Source organism: Arthrobacter antioxidans (genome assembly GCF_023100725.1).
Lineage (GTDB): Bacteria > Actinomycetota > Actinomycetes > Actinomycetales > Micrococcaceae > Arthrobacter_D > Arthrobacter_D antioxidans.
The window spans coordinates 2102748-2119427 of the sequence record NZ_CP095501.1; the positions used below are offsets into that span (position 1 = coordinate 2102748).

Genomic DNA, 16680 nt, shown 5'->3' on the forward strand with positions numbered 1-16680 from the left:
CTACTTCCCGAGGAGGGTGCGGGTTTCCCCGACCACCGTGATGGATCCGGTGACGAGGATGCCGCCGGAGAGGTCGTTGTTCTCCTCGGCCTTCATCACCGCCCACTCCAGGGCGTCGTCGAGCCCTGGGAGGATGGTGATGTTCTCCTCCGCGAACCCGGCCGCCAGGGCGGGCTGCAGGAGGTCGGCGGCCGGCACGGACCGGGGGGACGTCGACTGCGTCAGGCAGACGTCCTCGAGGATGCCGCCGAGCTCCTCGTGCAGCTCTGCCAGCATGCCCGCGACGTCCTTGTCCTCGAGGACCCCGATGACCAGCACGAGCCGGCTGAAATCGAACGCCTCGTTGATGCCCTTCGCCGCGGCACGCGCCCCGGCGGGGTTGTGCGCCGCGTCCACGATGATGCTCGGCGCGGTCCGGACCACCTCGAGGCGGCCGGGCGAGGTGACGGCCCGCAGCCCGTTGCGGACGAGCTCCGTCTCCAGCTCGCGCTCACCACCGCCGAGGAACGCCTCGACGGCGGCGACGGCGACAGCCGCGTTCTCCGCCTGGTGCTCACCGTGCAGGGGCACCAGCAGTTCGCCGTAGCGGCCGGCGAGCCCGGTGAGGGACACCACCTGGCCACCCACGGCGACGGTGCGGGATTCGACGCCGAACTCGACGCCTTCGAAGCGGAACTCCGCCCCGACCTCGCGGGCCCGCTCGAGCAGGACCTGCGCGGCGTCGCGGGGCTGGATCGCGCTGACCAGGAAGGAGCCGGGCTTGATGATGCCCGCCTTCTCGAGGGCGATGTCCTCGACGGTGTCGCCGAGCAGCTCGGTGTGGTCCAGGGAGATCGGCGTGACGACCGCCACCTGCCCGTCGCCGACGTTCGTGGCGTCGGTGATCCCGCCGAGGCCCACCTCGATGACGCCGACGTCGATCGGTTCGTCCGCGAAGATCGCGAACGCGAGGATGGTGACGCACTCGAAGTAGGTCAGGCGGGGTTCCCCGGCGACGAGGAGTTCCCCGTCGACGATGTCGAGGTAGGGCTTGATCTCGTCCCAGACCCGGACGAACGTCTCGTCCGTGACCGGTTCCCCGTCGATGCTGATGCGCTCGGTGACCCGCGAGAGGTGCGGGCTCGTGAAGCGGCCGGTCCGCAGGTCGTGTGCCAGGAGGATGCTCTCGATCATGCGCGCGGTCGAGGTCTTCCCGTTGGTGCCGGTGATGTGGATGATCGGGAACGCCCTGTTGGGCTCGCCGAGGATCTCCATCGCCCGGTGGAGCGGCGCCATGCGCGGCTCCATCCTGTTCTCCGGGGCTCGGCCGAGGAGCTCCGCGTACACGCTCTCGACCGAGAAGGCATCCAGTCCGGTGCTGCTCCCCGTGCCGTCGGTGCCGTCCGTGCCGGTCGTGTCATCCATGCTGCTGCTCCTGCTTCTCGACGGTGATGGTGAAGTCGTCGCCCGCGTCGGCGACGGCCTCGATGCGCAGTTCGAGGGTCAGCGTCTCGGCCCTGATGAGCCCGGCGTTCGCCTCGAGTGCTCCGACCTGCTCGGCGGCGACGCCGACGGTGGTGCGGATGCGGTCGCTGATGTCGAGGTCGGCATCGCGGCGGGCCTGCTGGATGGCACGGATCGCGTCACGGGCCGTCCCCTCCGCGGCCAGGTCCGCCGTCACCTCGGTGTCCAGGACCAGGAACCCGCCACCGGGCAGGACCGTCACCGCCTTCGAGGCGGCGTCGTTGCCCTCCACCACCGTGTCGAGGGTGTACTCGTGCGGTTCGAGGGCGAGGCCGCCCGCGGTGACGCCGCCGTCGTCGTCGACCTGCCAGTCGCCGGACTTCGAGGCCTTGATCACCGTCTGGACGTTCTTGCCCAGCCGTGGTCCCGCGGCGCGGGCGTTGACCACGAGCCGCTGGGTGATGCCGAACTCGGCCGGTTCGGCGTCGGCCGCGTCGATCAGGCGCACGCCCTTGAGGTTCAGCTCGTCGGCGATGATCGTCGCGTACTGCCCGGCGAGGTCCGCGGCGCCGGGCGCGACGACGGTGAGTTCCCGGAGCGGGAGCCGCACCCGGAGGTTCGCGGCCTTGCGCAGGCTGGAGCCGACGGAGCACACGGCACGCGTGCGGTCCATCTGCTCCACGAGATCCGGGGCGGCCGGGAACGACGTCGCCTCGGGCCAGTCGGTGAGGTGGACGGAGCGCCCACCCGTGAGGCCCCGCCAGATCTCCTCGGTGACGAGGGGAAGCAGCGGTGCGGCGACGCGGCAGACGGCCTCGAGGCACGTGTAGAGGACGTCGAACGCGTCGGTGTCCTCGTCGAAGAAACGCTGGCGGCTGCGGCGCACGTACCAGTTGGTGAGCGTGTCGAGGTAGCGGCGCAGGGATTCGCAGGCGTCGCTGATCGTGAACGCGTCGAGCGCCCCGGTCAGGTCGCGGACGAGGTTCCCCGTGTTGGCGAGGATGTAGCGGTCGATCGGCTCTGCCAGCTGCGCGGCCGCCTCCGGCGTCACGGTCTTCGCCTCGTAGCCCTCGCCGGCGTTCGCCGCGTTGGTGTAGAGGCTGAAGAAGTGCCAGACGTTCCACAGCGGCAGGATGACCTGGCGGACGCCGTCCCGGATGCCCTGCTCCGTGACCACCAGGTTGCCGCCCCGGAGGATCGGCGATGCCATGAGGAACCAGCGCATGGCGTCCGAGCCGTCGCGGTCGAAGACCTCCGAGACGTCGGGGTAGTTGCGCAGGCTCTTGGACATCTTCTGGCCGTCGGAGCCCAGGACGATGCCGTGGCTGATGACGTTGCGGAACGCCGGCCGGTCGAAGAGCGCCGTGGACAGGATGTGCAGCATGTAGAACCAGCCGCGGGTCTGCCCGATGTACTCGACGATGAAGTCCGCCGGGTTGTGCGTGTCGAACCACTGCTCGTTCTCGAACGGATAGTGCACCTGGCCGTAGGGCATGGACCCGGAGTCGAACCAGACATCCAGGACGTCCTCCACGCGGCGCATGGTGGACTGCCCGGTGGGGTCGTCCGGGTTGGGCCGCGTGAGCTCGTCGATGAAGGGGCGGTGGAGGTCCACCTCGCCCTGCGTGTTGACGGGCAGGCGCCCGAAGTCCGCCTTGAGCTCGGCGAGCGAGCCGTAGACGTCGGTGCGCGGGTACTCGGGGTTGTCCGACTGCCAGACGGGGATGGGGCTGCCCCAGAAGCGGTTGCGGCTGATGGACCAGTCGCGCGCGTTGGAGAGCCACTTGCCGAACTGGCCGTCCTTGACGTTGCCCGGGATCCAGGTGATGTCCTGGTTCAGTTCCACCATGCGGTCACGGATCTTCGTCACCTCGACATACCAGGAGGACACGGCGCGGTAGATCAGCGGGTTGCGGCAGCGCCAGCAGTGCGGGTAGCTGTGCACGTAGCTGGACTGGCGCACCAGGCGCCCCTCGGACTTCAGGACGCGTGTGATGTGCCGGTTGGCCTCGAAGACCTGCAGGCCCACGATCTCCGCGAGCGGTCCGCTGCCGAACATGGGCAGGAACTTCGCGCCCTCGTCGACCGAGAGGATCACCTGGATGCCGGCTTCCTCGCAGATCTTCTGGTCCTCCTCGCCGTAGGCGGGAGCCTGGTGGACGAGTCCGGTGCCGTCCGTCGTCGTGACGTAGTCCGCGACGAGGATGCGGAAGGCGTTGCGGTAGCCGCCCTCCTCGGGGTCCGCGAGGTAGTCCCACAGGGGCTGGTAGGTGAGCCCCTCCAGCTCGGTGCCGAGGTGGCGGGAGGTCACGGCCTCGCGCGCGGCGGCGGCATCGGCGAAGCCGAGGTCCTTGGCATAGTTGCCGAGGAGCTCCTCGGCGATCAGGTAGCGGCCGCCCTCGTCGTCGCGCCGACCCTCGACGACGACGTAGCTGATGTCCGGTCCGACGGCGAGCGCCGCGTTGGTGGGCAGGGTCCAGGGCGTGGTGGTCCAGGCGAGGGCCTGCACGCCGGCGAGGTCCTTCGAGAGGGCCGAGTCGCCGGGAAGGAGGGGGAACGTGACCGTGACGGTCTGGTCCTGGCGGTCCTGGTAGACGTCCTCGTCCATGCGCAGCTCGTGGTTGGACAGCGGCGTCTCGTCGTTCCAGCAGTACGGCAGCACGCGGTACCCGTTGTAGGTGAGGCCCTTCTGGTGCAGGGTCTTGAAGGCCCAGAGGACGGACTCCATGTACTCGGGGTTGAGCGTCTTGTAGTCGTTGTCGAAGTCCACCCAGCGCGCCTGGCGGGTCACGTAGTCGCGCCACTCCCCCGCGTACTTCATCACGGACGCCCGGGAGGCGTCGTTGAACTTGTCGATGCCCATCGCTAGGATCTGCTGCTTGTCGGTCATGCCGAGCTGCTTCATCGCCTCGAGTTCGGCGGGCAGGCCGTGCGTGTCCCAGCCGAAGCGCCGCTCCACGCGGCGTCCGCGCTGCGTCTGGTAGCGGCCCACGAGGTCCTTGGCGTAGCCCGTGAGGAGGTGGCCGTAGTGGGGGAGGCCGTTGGCGAACGGCGGTCCGTCGTAGAACACGAACTCGTTGGAGCCGTCGACGCCGGCGTCGCGGTGGTCGATGGACGCCTGGAAGGTGCCGTCCTCCTGCCAGTAGCGGAGGACGCGCTCTTCGAGCTCGGGGAAGCGCGGGGAGGCGCTGGTCCCGGCGGAGGGGGTGCCGCCGTCGTCGGGCGACACTGCTTTGGGGTAGATCTGCGGCATGGGTCTCATCCTGTGTACGGCGGCGTCGGGTGGTGCAGGAGTCCTGCCGTGAGGACGGGACACTGTCTCCCGCCACCGGTTGCCTGACCGGCCGCGAGGGTCCAGGACCCGCGGTACCACCTCACTTGCCGCCGTCGTCCGCCGTTCCGCTCATCGCGGTCGCGCGGGCCGGGGCTGCCGCTCGTTTCCAGGCTGTGACGGGCTCCCCGTCCGGGTCTACGGGCCGCCTCGCAGGAGGCCGGCCTTTCTTCCGGAAGCTCACCGGTGATGGCCGGGTCGACGCTTGTCCGTCCAGTCTAGCCCGGCTCCGAAATCGTTGTCGAAAGGGTCGAAGCACGCCGGGCGCCCCCGGCGCACCCACCGAAATCCGTTGTGGCGGGCGGCACGGCTTGGCAGGGTGGGAGGATGACATCCCCCGTTCTCCCCACCGCATCCGCCCCGGACACGGCCCGCCTGCTCCTCGGTGTGCTCCTGCCGACCCTCGTGAAGGGCCCCATCATCCGGCGTCCCTGGGCGGTGGGGCTCGCAGCGCGCCTCGACCTGGACACCCGGGCGGCGGGGATCGTGAGGACGGTCCACGCGAAGTACCCGGAGGGGCCGCTGATGCTGAAGGTGCCGATCCGCAAGCAGGCGATCGTCCTGGCGCCGGGCGATGCCAACATCGTCCTGGCGCAGTCCCCCGAGCCGTTCACCCCGGCCAGCAGCGAGAAGCGCGCGGCGCTGTCCCACTTCCAGCCCGCCAACGTGCTGATCACGCGAGGGCCCCTCCGGACGGTGCGCCGTGCCCTGCAGGAGCAGGTCCTCGACACGGACCACCCCGTGCACCACCTCGCCGACCGGTTCGTGCCCGTGGTGGAGGAGGAGATGCGGCAGGTGCTGGCCGAGGCCGTCCGCAGCGGGTCCCTGCCCTGGGACGACTTCCTCGACGCGTGGTACCGGGTGGTGCGGCGCGTGGTGTTCGGGGACCACGCCCGCGACGACACCGACCTCACGGACATGGTGATCCGCCTGCGGAAGGACGGGAACTGGGCGTTCCTGAAGCCGGTGCGGAAGAAGACGCGCCGACGCTTCCTGGCGCGGATCGCCGAGGAGCTCGCGAACGCCGAGCCGGGAAGTCTCGCCGCCGTGATGGCCGCCGCGCCCAGGGGCGACGGCGCCGAGCCCGCCGACCAGGTGCCGCAGTGGCTCTTCGCGTTCGACCCCGCCGGCATGGCGACGTTCCGTGCCCTGACCGTGCTCGCCACCCACCCGGAGGCGATGGCCGCGGCGCGGCAGGAGGTCGACGGCGACACCTCGGGACGCCGGCTCCTCCCCTATCTGCGCGCCGGCATCCTCGAGTCGCTGCGTCTGTGGCCCACCACCCCGATGATCCTGCGCCAGACCACGCAGCCCGTGCAGTGGGAGCAGGGACTGATGCCGGCCGATTGCGGCGTCCTGATCTACGCGCCGTACTTCCACCGGGACGAGCGTTCCCTGCGTAGTGCGCACAACTTCTCGCCCGAGCGCTGGCTGACCGAGGAGGACGACGGCTGGCCGCTGGTTCCCTTCAGCGGCGGACCGGTGGTCTGCCCGGGGAAGCAGCTCGTGCTGCTCGTGACGAGCGCGACCCTGGCGGCACTGGTGGCCGGGCACGACTTCCAGGTGCAGGAGGGGCAGGCGCTCGACCCGGCCCGCCCCCTGCCGGGGACCATGGACAACTACAGCGTCCGGCTGGGCGTCTCCCCCCGGGCCTGACCACCGCCCATCGGTGGCGTGGCTCAGCCCCGGAGGACCTTGTGGTTGGCGGCCTGGGCGAGCGGCCGGAGCACCAGGTGGTCGATGTTCATGTGGTGCGGCGCGTTCAGCGTGAAGGCGACGGCGGCGGCCACGTCGTCGGCGGTCAGGGGGTGCTGGACGCCCGCGTAGACCTGGTCGGCAGCGGCCTGGTCGCCACCGAGCCGGTTGAGGGAGAACTCCTCGGTGTGCACCATGCCCGGGGAGACCTCGATGACGCGGATGTTGTGCTCGGCCTCCTCGAGGCGGAGCGAGCGGGCCATCGACTCCTGCGCCGCCTTCACGCCGCAGTACCCGGCGCCGCCCTCATAGGGCGCGAGCGCCGCGGTGGAGGTCAGGAACAGGACGCTGCCCTGGCCGCCGTGGCGCAACGCCGGGAGCAGCGCCCGGGTCATGCGCATGGAGCCGAGGACGTTCACGTTGTACATCCACTCCCAGTCCTCCGTCCTGGCCTCGGCCACCCGCTCCGTCCCGAAGGCTCCCCCGGCGTTGTTGACCAGCGCGTGGACCGGGCCGGTCGCCGTGATCTCGGCGGCGAAGGCGTCCACGGACGCCTGGTCCGTGACGTCCAGCGCCATCGGCGTGGCCCCGGTCTCGTCCGCGAGCGCCTGCAGGCGGTCGATCCGCCGGGCCGCTGCGACGACGTCCCAGCCGTCCCGCCGGAGGGCACGGACGGTCGCGGCGCCGATCCCGGAACTGGCGCCGGTGACGATGGCGCGCAGGGCGGAGGGGGCAGGGTCGGCGGGGGCGCCGAGCGGCGCCGTCGATGTCTCGGTCATGGGCCCACTGTAGCCAGTGGGGGGCCGGAGCCCCGCCCCCCCCCACCGTCCAGGTCGCCGAGGGCCCCGTGCGCAATGGGATACTGATGGGATGCGTACCTCACGTCGACACCCTGTCCCTTCACCGTGGCCTCGGCATCGCTTCCTGGCTCTGACGGGACTGACCTTGTCGACGGTTCTTCTGGCCGGCTGCGGTTCTGACTACCCGCTGGGCGAGGAGCAGCGCCTCGCTGCGGAACAGAACACCTCGATGTTGGAGGGCACTCTGACCGGTGGTGGATCGACGGCGCAGAACTCGGCGATGACTGCCTGGCGTGCGGGGTTCAGTTTCCTTCATCCGAAGGTGCAGGTGCAGTACGCGTCGGTGGGATCCGGTGCCGGGAGGGCCGGCATCATCGAGGGCGCGACCGAGTTCGCCGGCTCCGATGCATACCTGCAGGACGAGGAGATCGAAGAGGCCCAGGAGACATGCGGACCCGGTGGGGCGATCAACATCCCGGCCTACATCTCCCCGATCAGCATCGCGTTCAACCTGCCAGGCGTCGACAATCTGAACTTCGACGCTGAAACGATCGCCCGCATCTTCCGTGGCGAGATCACGCAGTGGAACGATCCCGCCCTGCGGGAGTTGAACCCCGGCATCGACCTTCCGGACCGGATCATGACGGTCGTGACCCGGTCGGATGATTCCGGTACCACGGAGAACTTCACCGAATACCTCCATGACGCAGCCCCCGCTGTGTGGACCGACGACCCGGACGGGTCATGGCCGGGCGGCCTGCAGAATGAGAAAGCGCAAGGCAACACGGGTGTGGTCAGCACGGTCGTCCGCACGGAGGGCGGAATCACCTATGCCGATGATTCCCTCGTCGATGAAACCCTTGGAAAGGGTGTCTTGAAGGTCGGCGAGGAATTCGTCGAGGTCAGCGCCGACGCGGCAGCCACCGCGGTGTCGGTCGCCGAACGGGTACAGGGTCGTGGCAAGCATGACATCGCCCTTGAGCTTGATAGGACGACGACGGAACCAGGCGCCTATCCTCTGGTGCTGGTGTCGTATCTGATTTACTGCGCGACGTACCCGACTGCTGCGGACGCAGAGCTGGTGAAGACCTTCGGCCTGTACGTCGTGAGTCCTGAGGGCCAGCAACTTGCGAGTGATTCGGCGAAGAGCTCACCCATGCCGGCGGAGCTCGCACGGGAAGCACGGGAAGCAATCGAATCCATTTCGGTCGCCTGAGTCTTCCCGTGGCTCACCCTGATTCGCGGTGACCAAGGTTGCTGGTGGTTCAGGTGGTGTTCATGCGGTATCCGCCGGGCGGTTGTCTGCTGCTGATTAGCTGACGCGGACCACATTCCCCTGCGGAAGGCATGACCGTGACCACCACTGGACCATCGAAGTTCGCCCTGCTCCCCATGCTCGGGCACGTCAAAGGGAAGCGCAGCGCGGTGACGTGCGCACTGAAGTGCGACAACGCGTGCGCTTCCGCGGTGTGCAACACCTCCGACAACAACTACCTGCGCGATGTCGTGTCCGCGGAGTACTCGCGCCGCAGCATGCTCGGCGTCGGCGCCGCGGGTGCATTGACCCTCCTGCTGGGCACCGCAGGACAGAACACAGCCCACGCGGCCCTGTCCCCGGCCGCGAAGGCAGGCCATGGCAAGCTCAAGCACGCAAACCTGAAGTTCAGCCCCATCGCCCCGGTTCCTGCGATCGTCGATGAGATGACCGTCCCGGCCGGGTACTCCTGGGAACCGGTCATCCGATGGGGCGATCCCTTGTTCGCGTCGTCGCCGGACTTCGACCTCAATAATCAGACAGGCCGCTCCCAGGCCGAGCAGTTCGGTTACAACTGCGATTACGTGGACATCCTGCCCCTCGATGACAAGGGGCACGGCAAGGGGCACGGCAAGGGGCGCTCCGAGGACAAGAGCCGCCGCGCGGTCCTCGTCGCGAACCACGAGTACACCAACGAAACGATCATGGTCCCGCCGACCACGGACCCGGCGACGGTCCGAGAGATCGGCAAAGCCGGCCACGGCATGTCCGTCGTCGAGCTCGAGCGCAAGAACCACAACGCCCCATGGAAGTACGTGCGCGGTGCCCGTCTGAACCGCCGCATCACCATGAGCACCCCAATCGCCCTCACCGGCCCCGCCGCCGGGTCTGCACTGGTCCGCACCGCAGCGGACCCCTCGGGCCGCACCGTCCTGGGAACCCTGAACAACTGCGCCGGCGGCACCACCCCGTGGGGCACCATCCTCTCCGGCGAGGAGAACTTCCAGGGCTACTTCAAGGTCGCCACCCCCACCGCCGAACAGCGCCGGTATGGGATCACCAGCACGAACCCGGTGCGCGGCTGGCACGTCGACGAGGCCCGCTTCGACACCACGGTCGCCGGGTACGAGAACGAACCGAACCGCTTCGGATACATGGTCGAGGTCGACCCCATGGATCCAACATCGACCCCGGTGAAGCACACCGCGATGGGCCGCTTCAAGCACGAGGGCGCGAACGTCATCATCGCCCCCGACGGCCGGGTCGTCGCCTACATGGGCGACGACGAGCGGTTCGACTACCTGTACAAGTTCGTCTCCCGCGACCGCTACATCGAGGGTAACCGCGCCCACAACAAGACCCTGCTGGCCAACGGCGACCTGTTCGTGGCGAAGTTCGCCGGGAACTCCGCCGCCGAGATCGACGGCTCCGGGCGCCTGCCCTCCGATGGCGCGTTCGACGGCACCGGGCAGTGGATCCCGCTGACCCTCGCTGGCAAGAGTGCCATCGCGGGTATGAGCGTCGAGGAGGTGCTTGTCTACACGCGCCTGGCCGCCGATAAGGCCGGTGCCACGAAGATGGACCGCCCGGAGGACGTCGAACCGAACCCGGCCACGGGCCTGGTGTATGTGGCATGCACGAACAACTCCGACCGCGGCACCACCGGTAAGGCAGGAGTCGACGAGGCGAACCCGCGCACCCAGAACCGTGACGGGCACATCATCGAGATCGCCGAGGCGGGCAACGATCACGCCGGGACAACGTTCACCTGGAACCTGCTCATGGTCTGCGGCGACCCGAAGCAGGGAGACGTGACCTACTTCAGCGGGTTCCCCGTCGACCAGGTCTCACCCATCTCGTGCCCGGACAACCTGGCCTTCGACACGGCGGGCAACCTGTGGATCTCCACCGACGGCGCCCCTGCCGGCATCGGCTACAACGACGGCCTGTTCAAGGTCACCCTCGACGGCGCCGAACGCGGGAAGGTCGAGCAGTTCCTGTCCGTCCCTCGGGACGCCGAGACCTGCGGGCCGATCATCAAGGACGACGAGCAGATGGTCTTCGTCGCCGTACAGCACCCCGGCGAGGACGGTGCCTGGGGAGCCCAGAACTCCCTATTCCCCTACGAGGGTGCAGCAGCTCCCCGCCCCTCGGTCGTGCAGGTCTACCCCGCCAAGAAGAAGTAGACGACGCAGAGCACGCACTGAAGCGCATCCCTGGGGCGGTCGGACGGATGGTCCGCCCGCCCCAGGTCTCTTCCCGAGCGGACTGTATGGCCTCTTCCCCCTGGTGGTCCGGACCGAACGGCGGGTGGGTGGGGGCGCAACAGGTATCAGGGCGCCGCGTCGAGGACGTATCCCCTGGCTCTGACCGTGGTCAACGCGACTGTGGCCGGCAGTTTCTTCCGCAACCGGCCGATATGTACCTTGATCACGGATGTCCGGGGAGTACCGGACGCGTCTCCCCAGACCGCCGCGGTGATGTCCTCAAGGCTCACGACCTGCCCCGGCCGCGACATCAGCAGGCGCATCACCTCGAACTCGCGCACCGTGATGGGAATCCGCTGGTCACCGGCAGACAAGGTGAATGCTTCGGCATCCAGGGTGAGTTTTCCGACCGTGAGACGCGGCTCGGCCCGCCGGGTGAGGCGGGACGCCTGGACAAGGGAACGCAGTACGTAGGACTGATCCGGTGTGGGGTACGGGGGCCGGTGGACCTCGTCGATATTGGGCCTCAGTATGCCCGTGCTGATGACGGCGTGATCTGCCGAGCAAATCACGAGGACCGGAACGGCTGAGTGGTCCCTGATGGCCAGGGCTACGTCTTGCCACGCCCTGCCGCGACTACCACCAGTCTCAGGAAGGCTCTTGATGGAGCCTCCGGCTTCTTCTCCAGTGCCTTCGACACGGATGATGACCGCGCTTGGAGCGTGACGTCCGAAGAGGATGAACGCATCCGGGATCGTCGTCGCCACATGAACGGTTACTCCGGCGGAGCTGAGAGAGACGCGGAGCGCTTCATAGGCGTCCGCTGCAGGGTCGACGATGAGGACGCCCGGTGATAGTGGGTCCCAGATCGACGGTTTGCCCTCCATGTCAGCCATCATCGCACCCTCCTGCTAGTGCGCTGAACACGGTCGTCAGGCTGTCCTCGGAGCTCCCGTCCTGAAGTAGGCGAGGCTGCTCGCCAGCGACGACCCGCTCCCACGAAAAACCCTCCGGCATGCTGCGCATCATCTGCCCCACGTCCGGGTCATGGTCGGCCTGTTGCGCGTAGTTCATCCGGGTGATCCTCGGATGATTCGCCGATGTACCCACTTGGTCTGCATTGTGTTCATCTTTCGTTCACTTTCGCGGACTCTGATGGTCGATGTCGGCCTGACCGACATCCCCTCATCCCGGCGGCCGTCCCGCCCTTGGAAGGAACTAATCATCGTGAAGAAGACCGCACTTCGTACCGCTGGCCCCGCTTCGCTGCTGGCCATGGCCCTGCTGTTGACCGCTTGTGGTGGACAGCCCGAGTCCAACGCCGGCTCCGGCGAAAGCGCAGCGGCCGGCGAGGCGAGCGGATCGGTTGTCGCTGACGGCTCCTCGACCGTGGCTCCCCTGACCTCGGCCGCTGCGGACATGTTCCGCGACGTCGAGGCCGGCATCAACGTCACCGTGGCGACTTCGGGCACCGGTGGCGGCTTCCAGGCCTTCTGCTCCGGCGAGACCGATATTTCCAATGCTTCCCGCGCCATCGACGAGGAAGAAATCGCCGAGTGTGAGGCGAACGGCGTTGAGTTCACCGAGATCGTCATGGCGAACGACGGTCTGTCCGTCGTCGTGAACCCCGAGAACGACTGGGCCGAATGCCTGACCGTGGAGCAGGTCGCCACCATCTGGGGGCCGGAGTCCGAAGGCGAAGTCACCAATTGGAACCAGGTCGACCCGTCCTTCCCCGACCAGGAGATCGGTCTCTACGGCGCCGGCACCGACTCGGGCACCTTCGACTACTTCACCGACGCCATCAACGGCGAAGAGGGCGCGATCCGCACCGACTACAGCCCCTCCGAGGATGACAACGTCACCGTGCAGGGCGTCGAGGGCGACATGGGAGCCACCGGCTTCCTCGGCCTGTCCTACGTCGAAGAGAACCCCGATTCGCTGAAGGCCGTTGACATTGACAGCGGCGAAGGCTGCGTCGGTGCATCCCAGGAGACCGTCCAGGACGGTACCTACACGCCGCTCGGCCGTGAACTGTTCATCTACGTCGCGAACGCCTCCTACACTGAAAAGCCCCAGGTAAAGACCTTCGTCGATTACTACGTGGAGAACTCCGCTGAGATCGCCGACGCTGCCCTGTTCGTGCCCCTCACGGACGAGCAGGTCACGGTCGCCCAGGACGAGCTCGCAACCATCGGCTCCTAGCCGATACTCACCTCCCGTCCCGGGACACCTCGTGTCCCATCACACCCCAGGGAATCAGCACCACTTATGACACTTGTCAAAGAATCAGGCGGCCCGGCCAGCGCGCCGGGCCGCCCGGCCACAGCCCAGTTCAAGGGCCGCAAACGCTACGGCGAAATGATCATCGTCACCGTCCTACGGGCAGCGGCGATCCTGACAGTCCTCACGACGATCGGCATCGTCCTGGCGCTGCTCATCCCAGCCCTGGGGTTCTTCCGTGAAGTCCCGGTCACTGACTTCCTGTTCGGTGACCGATGGGCGCCACGCTTCGCGGACGCGTCCTTCGGCGTCATCCCCCTAATCACGGCAACGATGTGGACGACCTGCATCGCACTGCTCGTCGCCATCCCCATCGGCCTCGGCGCCGCGGTCCTGCTGTCCGAGTACGCTAAGCCGGGCCTGCGCAAAACCCTCAAACCGATCCTCGAGATCCTCGCCGGCGTCCCCACCGTCGTCTACGGGTACTTCGCCCTGACTTTCGTGCAGGGCACCATCTTCCGGGACTGGCTGAGCCTGGAAACCGGCGCCTTCAGCGTCCTCGCCGCCGGCCTGGTCATGGGTGTGATGATCGTCCCGACGATCGCCTCCATCTCCGAGGACGCGATGAACGCCGTCCCCCAGTCGCTCCGCCAGGGCTCCGCGGCGCTGGGCGCGAACCGAATGCAGACCAGCATCCGCGTCGTGTTCCCCGCCGCCCTGTCCGGCATCGTCGCCGCCGTCGTCCTCGGCGTCTCCCGCGCCATCGGTGAGACCATGATCGTCGCCCTCGCGGCCGGCAACCAGGCCCGCATCGTCGGCGGTCCGCTCGAGGAAGGCCAGACCATGACCGGCTTTATCGCCAATGCTGCCCTCGGCGACTCACGCGTCGGCTCCCTCGAATACGACACGCTGTTTGCGGTCGGCCTGCTTCTGTTCCTCTTGACCCTGCTGATCAACTTCATCAGCATCCAGTTCGTCCGTCGCTTCCGTGAGGAGTACTAGAGCCATGACCTCCATCATCGACAGCGGCACCAAGCCCCTGGGACACCGCCGCAGCAAGTTCAGCGGCGAAAAGACTCCTCAGGCCCTGATCTTCCTGATCCTGATCTGGGCGTGCCTTGCCTTTTCCTTCCTGTTCCTGCTGATCCTCATCGTCACGACCTTCATCGACGGGGCAGATCGATTCACCCTTGATCTGTTCACCGAGTACCCGGCGTCCTCCCCGGACCGGGCAGGAGCCAGGCCCGCGATCATCGGCTCCGCCTGGGTCATCGGCACCACCGCGGTCCTCACCATCCCCCTGGGCGTCGCCGCGGCGATCCACCTCGAGGAGTTCGCGGACAAGCGCAAATGGTACAACCGGGTTATCGAACTCAATGTGCAGAACCTCGCCGCAGTACCCGCAATCGTCTACGGCCTCCTGGCCCTGGCCGTCCTGTCCCTCATGGGCGTGCAGAACAAGAACATCGTCATCGGCGGTGCACTCGCCCTGGGCCTGCTGATCCTGCCCGTCATCATCATCTCCACCCGCGAGGCGATCCGCTCGGTCCCCATCGAGATCCGCCAAGGCTCCATGGCACTGGGTGCCTCCAGATGGCAGACCGTGTGGCGTCAGGTCCTACCGGCCTCCGTCCCCGGCATCGCGACCGGATCGATTCTCGCCCTTTCGCGGGCCCTCGGCGAAGCAGCCCCGCTACTGGTCCTCGGCGCCCTGGTGTTCCTCAGCTTCGATCCCAACGGCCTGCTCAGCGGGTTCACGACAATGCCCATCCAGATCTTCGATTGGACGAGCCGCCCGCAGGCCGGCTTCCAGGAACTTGCTGCTGCGACCAGCATCCTGCTCCTAGGGCTGCTCGTCATCATGAACGGCCTGGCCATCTTCATCCGCAACCGCTTCCAGACACGGTGGTAGAAAAAATCATGACCGATCCCACAACAACCACGCCCGCCACGACGCAGGGCAGCTCACACGCAGCCGCTGCGTCTGCTGGAGCTACCAGCGCCGGCACCGGAACCGGCGCGACACCCGCCTCCGAGTCAGGTATCGACGGGATGGGGCAGCGCGACACGAGCCGCCCCTCGGACCGCGCCCTGTCCGACAACGCCGACATCCTGCACCAGCAGCCCGGCATGAGCGTGCACCTCACCGGGCGTGCGGCTGCGGACGCCCTGCCGGACAAGCCCAACGGCATCATCAAGTGTGAAGACGTCAACGTCTACTACGGCAACTTCCGGGCCGTAACCGGGGTGAACCTCGACTTCGGCATGAACGAGATCACTGCCCTCATCGGCCCGTCCGGCTGCGGCAAGTCCACGCTCCTGCGCAGCCTGAACCGCATGAACGATCTCGTCGAGGGCGCCCGCGTCGAAGGCAAGATCACCTTCCAGGGGGCGGACATGTACGCACCCGAGGTCGACGCCATCGAAGTCCGCCGCCGCATCGGCATGGTCTTCCAGAAGCCCAACCCGTTCCCGAAATCCATCTACGACAACGTCGCCTACGGCCCCCGGGTCACCGGCATGAAGGTCAGCAGCATGGACGACCTGGTCGAGGAAGCCCTCACCAAGGCCGCCCTCTGGACCGAAGTCAAGGACAAGCTCAAGCAGTCCGCATTCGGTCTCTCCGGCGGCCAGCAGCAGCGCCTGTGCATCGCGCGCACCATCGCGGTGAAGCCCGATGTGATCCTCATGGATGAGCCCTGCTCGGCCCTGGACCCCATCGCCACCGTGCGCATCGAGGACCTCATGCACGACCTCCGCAAGGAGTACACGATCGTCATCGTCACCCACAACATGCAGCAGGCGGCCCGCGTCGCGGACCGCACCGCGTTCTTCACCGCGCTGGCCGACGAAGGAACCGGCGACCGCACCGGTGTCCTGGTCGAATACGCCAAGACCAGCAAGATCTTCGAAGGGCCGGATGATCAGAGGACCGAAGACTACATCTCCGGTCGGTTCGGGTAAGCGCAGCCATGGCTGAACGAGTCGGCCACGCGCCGCTGGGGGCGCATGGCCGGTCCATTCGTGGATCTTCCACACGGTGGCCCTGCACGATCGCCACCGTTGCCTCCTGCGGTTTCAGCTCCACCGTCGATCAGGAAGGGATGCTGCGGGTCGGCATCGACCTGCGCATCTACTCCGATGCGCCAAGTGCCCTGCTGGCAATCGGCGCGAACCGGCCCCAGGTCGTCCTCGCACCCACCGACATGGCCGGCATCGATGTCGGCGAGTTCACCGCGGTCATCACCCGCACCGCCGGGCTCCCCGTCCTCGTCGGCGTGCTCTCCACGCCTGACAGCCAGATCAGTGCCTATCACGCCCTGGAACGCGGAGCCCGCGGGATGACACCACTGCCCTTCACCCCGCGCAGCCTGTCCACCGCCGTGGGACAACTCGGGTTCCTCGAAACTGCCGACGCCGGCGAACTGCGCTGCGGATCCCTGACTCTCAACCCTCAGTCGCTCCGGGTGACCATCGAGGCCACCTCGGTTCACCTGGCGCCCAAGGAATTCGCCGTCCTGAAGTACCTGATGAGCGAAGCCCCCCGCGTCGTCAACGTCGAAGAGATCGCCGCCGCACAGGACGACTTCCTCGACGGCGACACCACCCGAACCCGCCTGGCGATCATGCGCACCCGCAAGAAGCTCACCGAAGCCGCGCCTCACCTGCCGGTCCTTATCGAGACGGTCCGCGGCCTCGGCTACCGCATGTCCTACTGACCCATGC

General features: G+C 67.6%; 13 protein-coding genes. 8 read left to right on the forward strand and 5 right to left on the reverse strand.

Annotated elements, in window-relative coordinates; genetic code table 11:
• Both MWM45_RS09660 and ileS read right to left on the reverse strand, forming a co-directional pair.
• Positions 1-1404, reverse strand: a complete 1404-nt coding sequence (locus MWM45_RS09660; protein WP_247826267.1) for a bifunctional folylpolyglutamate synthase/dihydrofolate synthase — start codon at positions 1402-1404, stop codon at positions 1-3.
• A complete protein-coding gene (gene ileS, locus MWM45_RS09665; protein WP_418909673.1) occupies positions 1397-4696 on the reverse strand; it encodes an isoleucine--tRNA ligase in 3300 nt (1099 codons plus the stop codon). Before ileS ends, MWM45_RS09660 begins: the two co-directional genes overlap by 8 nt.
• 405 nt (positions 4697-5101) lie before the next feature.
• Between ileS and MWM45_RS09670 the strand changes: the two genes are divergently transcribed.
• Positions 5102-6430 carry a cytochrome P450 gene (locus MWM45_RS09670; RefSeq protein ID WP_247826269.1) on the forward strand — a complete coding sequence of 443 codons (1329 nt, stop codon included), beginning with the start codon at positions 5102-5104 and terminating at the stop codon, positions 6428-6430.
• A 23-nt stretch (positions 6431-6453) separates the two neighbouring features.
• Here the strand turns inward: MWM45_RS09670 and MWM45_RS09675 are convergent, their stop codons facing one another.
• Positions 6454-7248 carry an SDR family oxidoreductase gene (locus MWM45_RS09675; protein ID WP_247826270.1) on the reverse strand — a complete coding sequence of 265 codons (795 nt, stop codon included), beginning with the start codon at positions 7246-7248 and terminating at the stop codon, positions 6454-6456.
• A 91-nt stretch (positions 7249-7339) separates the two neighbouring features.
• Here MWM45_RS09675 and pstS point away from each other — a divergent pair, with 91 nt between their 5' ends.
• Together pstS and MWM45_RS09685 are read left to right on the forward strand one after the other, a co-directional pair.
• Positions 7340-8485 carry a phosphate ABC transporter substrate-binding protein PstS gene (pstS, locus tag MWM45_RS09680; RefSeq protein WP_418909675.1) on the forward strand — a complete coding sequence of 382 codons (1146 nt, stop codon included), beginning with the start codon at positions 7340-7342 and terminating at the stop codon, positions 8483-8485.
• 131 nt (positions 8486-8616) lie between these two features.
• Entirely contained in the window at positions 8617-10710 is a 2094-nt protein-coding gene (locus MWM45_RS09685) for a PhoX family protein (protein WP_418909677.1), read from the forward strand.
• Positions 10711-10856: 146 nt separating this feature from the next.
• Here MWM45_RS09685 and MWM45_RS09690 read toward each other — a convergent pair whose 3' ends face one another.
• Both MWM45_RS09690 and MWM45_RS09695 read right to left on the reverse strand, forming a co-directional pair.
• Positions 10857-11630, reverse strand: coding sequence for a winged helix-turn-helix transcriptional regulator (locus MWM45_RS09690; RefSeq protein ID WP_247826272.1), 774 nt, complete (start codon positions 11628-11630; stop codon positions 10857-10859).
• Positions 11620-11805 (reverse strand): hypothetical protein, encoded by a 186-nt coding sequence (locus MWM45_RS09695; RefSeq protein ID WP_247826273.1) that lies wholly within the window; start codon positions 11803-11805, stop codon positions 11620-11622. The genes MWM45_RS09690 and MWM45_RS09695 overlap by 11 nt, the downstream gene beginning before the upstream one ends.
• A gap of 153 nt (positions 11806-11958) precedes the next feature.
• On the opposite strand from MWM45_RS09695, the gene MWM45_RS09700 reads away from it, so the two are divergent.
• The 5 genes from MWM45_RS09700 (at position 11959) to MWM45_RS09720 (ending at position 16673) form a co-directional block, all read left to right on the forward strand.
• Positions 11959-12936: a PstS family phosphate ABC transporter substrate-binding protein gene (locus MWM45_RS09700; RefSeq protein WP_247826274.1), complete on the forward strand. Its 978-nt coding sequence runs from the start codon at positions 11959-11961 to the stop codon at positions 12934-12936.
• A 66-nt stretch (positions 12937-13002) separates the two neighbouring features.
• The gene (pstC, locus tag MWM45_RS09705; RefSeq protein ID WP_247826275.1) at positions 13003-13956 is read left to right on the forward strand and encodes a phosphate ABC transporter permease subunit PstC; all 954 of its coding nucleotides are present in this window, start codon (positions 13003-13005) and stop codon (positions 13954-13956) included.
• A 4-nt stretch (positions 13957-13960) separates the two neighbouring features.
• Positions 13961-14866 (forward strand): phosphate ABC transporter permease PstA, encoded by a 906-nt coding sequence (gene pstA / locus MWM45_RS09710; protein ID WP_247826276.1) that lies wholly within the window; start codon positions 13961-13963, stop codon positions 14864-14866.
• A gap of 278 nt (positions 14867-15144) precedes the next feature.
• On the forward strand, positions 15145-15918 hold the full coding sequence (gene pstB / locus MWM45_RS09715; RefSeq protein WP_247829193.1) for a phosphate ABC transporter ATP-binding protein PstB: 774 nt from the start codon (positions 15145-15147) through the stop codon (positions 15916-15918).
• An 8-nt stretch (positions 15919-15926) separates the two neighbouring features.
• Entirely contained in the window at positions 15927-16673 is a 747-nt protein-coding gene (locus tag MWM45_RS09720; protein WP_247826277.1) for a winged helix-turn-helix transcriptional regulator, read from the forward strand.
• Positions 16674-16680 lie beyond the last annotated feature (7 nt).

Bases quoted from the DNA above. Each gene is read 5' to 3' on its own strand.
- MWM45_RS09660 (WP_247826267.1), bottom strand. From the start codon at position 1,404: ATGGATGACACGACCGGCACGGACGGCACCGACGGCACGGGGAGCAGC.
- ileS (WP_418909673.1), bottom strand. From the start codon at position 4,696: ATGCCGCAGATCTACCCCAAAGCAGTGTCGCCCGACGACGGCGGCACC.
- MWM45_RS09670 (WP_247826269.1), top strand. From the start codon at position 5,102: ATGACATCCCCCGTTCTCCCCACCGCATCCGCCCCGGACACGGCCCGC.
- MWM45_RS09675 (WP_247826270.1), bottom strand. From the start codon at position 7,248: ATGACCGAGACATCGACGGCGCCGCTCGGCGCCCCCGCCGACCCTGCC.
- pstS (WP_418909675.1), top strand. From the start codon at position 7,340: ATGCGTACCTCACGTCGACACCCTGTCCCTTCACCGTGGCCTCGGCAT.
- MWM45_RS09685 (WP_418909677.1), top strand. From the start codon at position 8,617: ATGACCGTGACCACCACTGGACCATCGAAGTTCGCCCTGCTCCCCATG.
- MWM45_RS09690 (WP_247826272.1), bottom strand. From the start codon at position 11,630: ATGATGGCTGACATGGAGGGCAAACCGTCGATCTGGGACCCACTATCA.
- MWM45_RS09695 (WP_247826273.1), bottom strand. From the start codon at position 11,805: ATGAACTACGCGCAACAGGCCGACCATGACCCGGACGTGGGGCAGATG.
- pstC (WP_247826275.1), top strand. From the start codon at position 13,003: ATGACACTTGTCAAAGAATCAGGCGGCCCGGCCAGCGCGCCGGGCCGC.
- pstA (WP_247826276.1), top strand. From the start codon at position 13,961: ATGACCTCCATCATCGACAGCGGCACCAAGCCCCTGGGACACCGCCGC.
- MWM45_RS09720 (WP_247826277.1), top strand. From the start codon at position 15,927: ATGGCTGAACGAGTCGGCCACGCGCCGCTGGGGGCGCATGGCCGGTCC.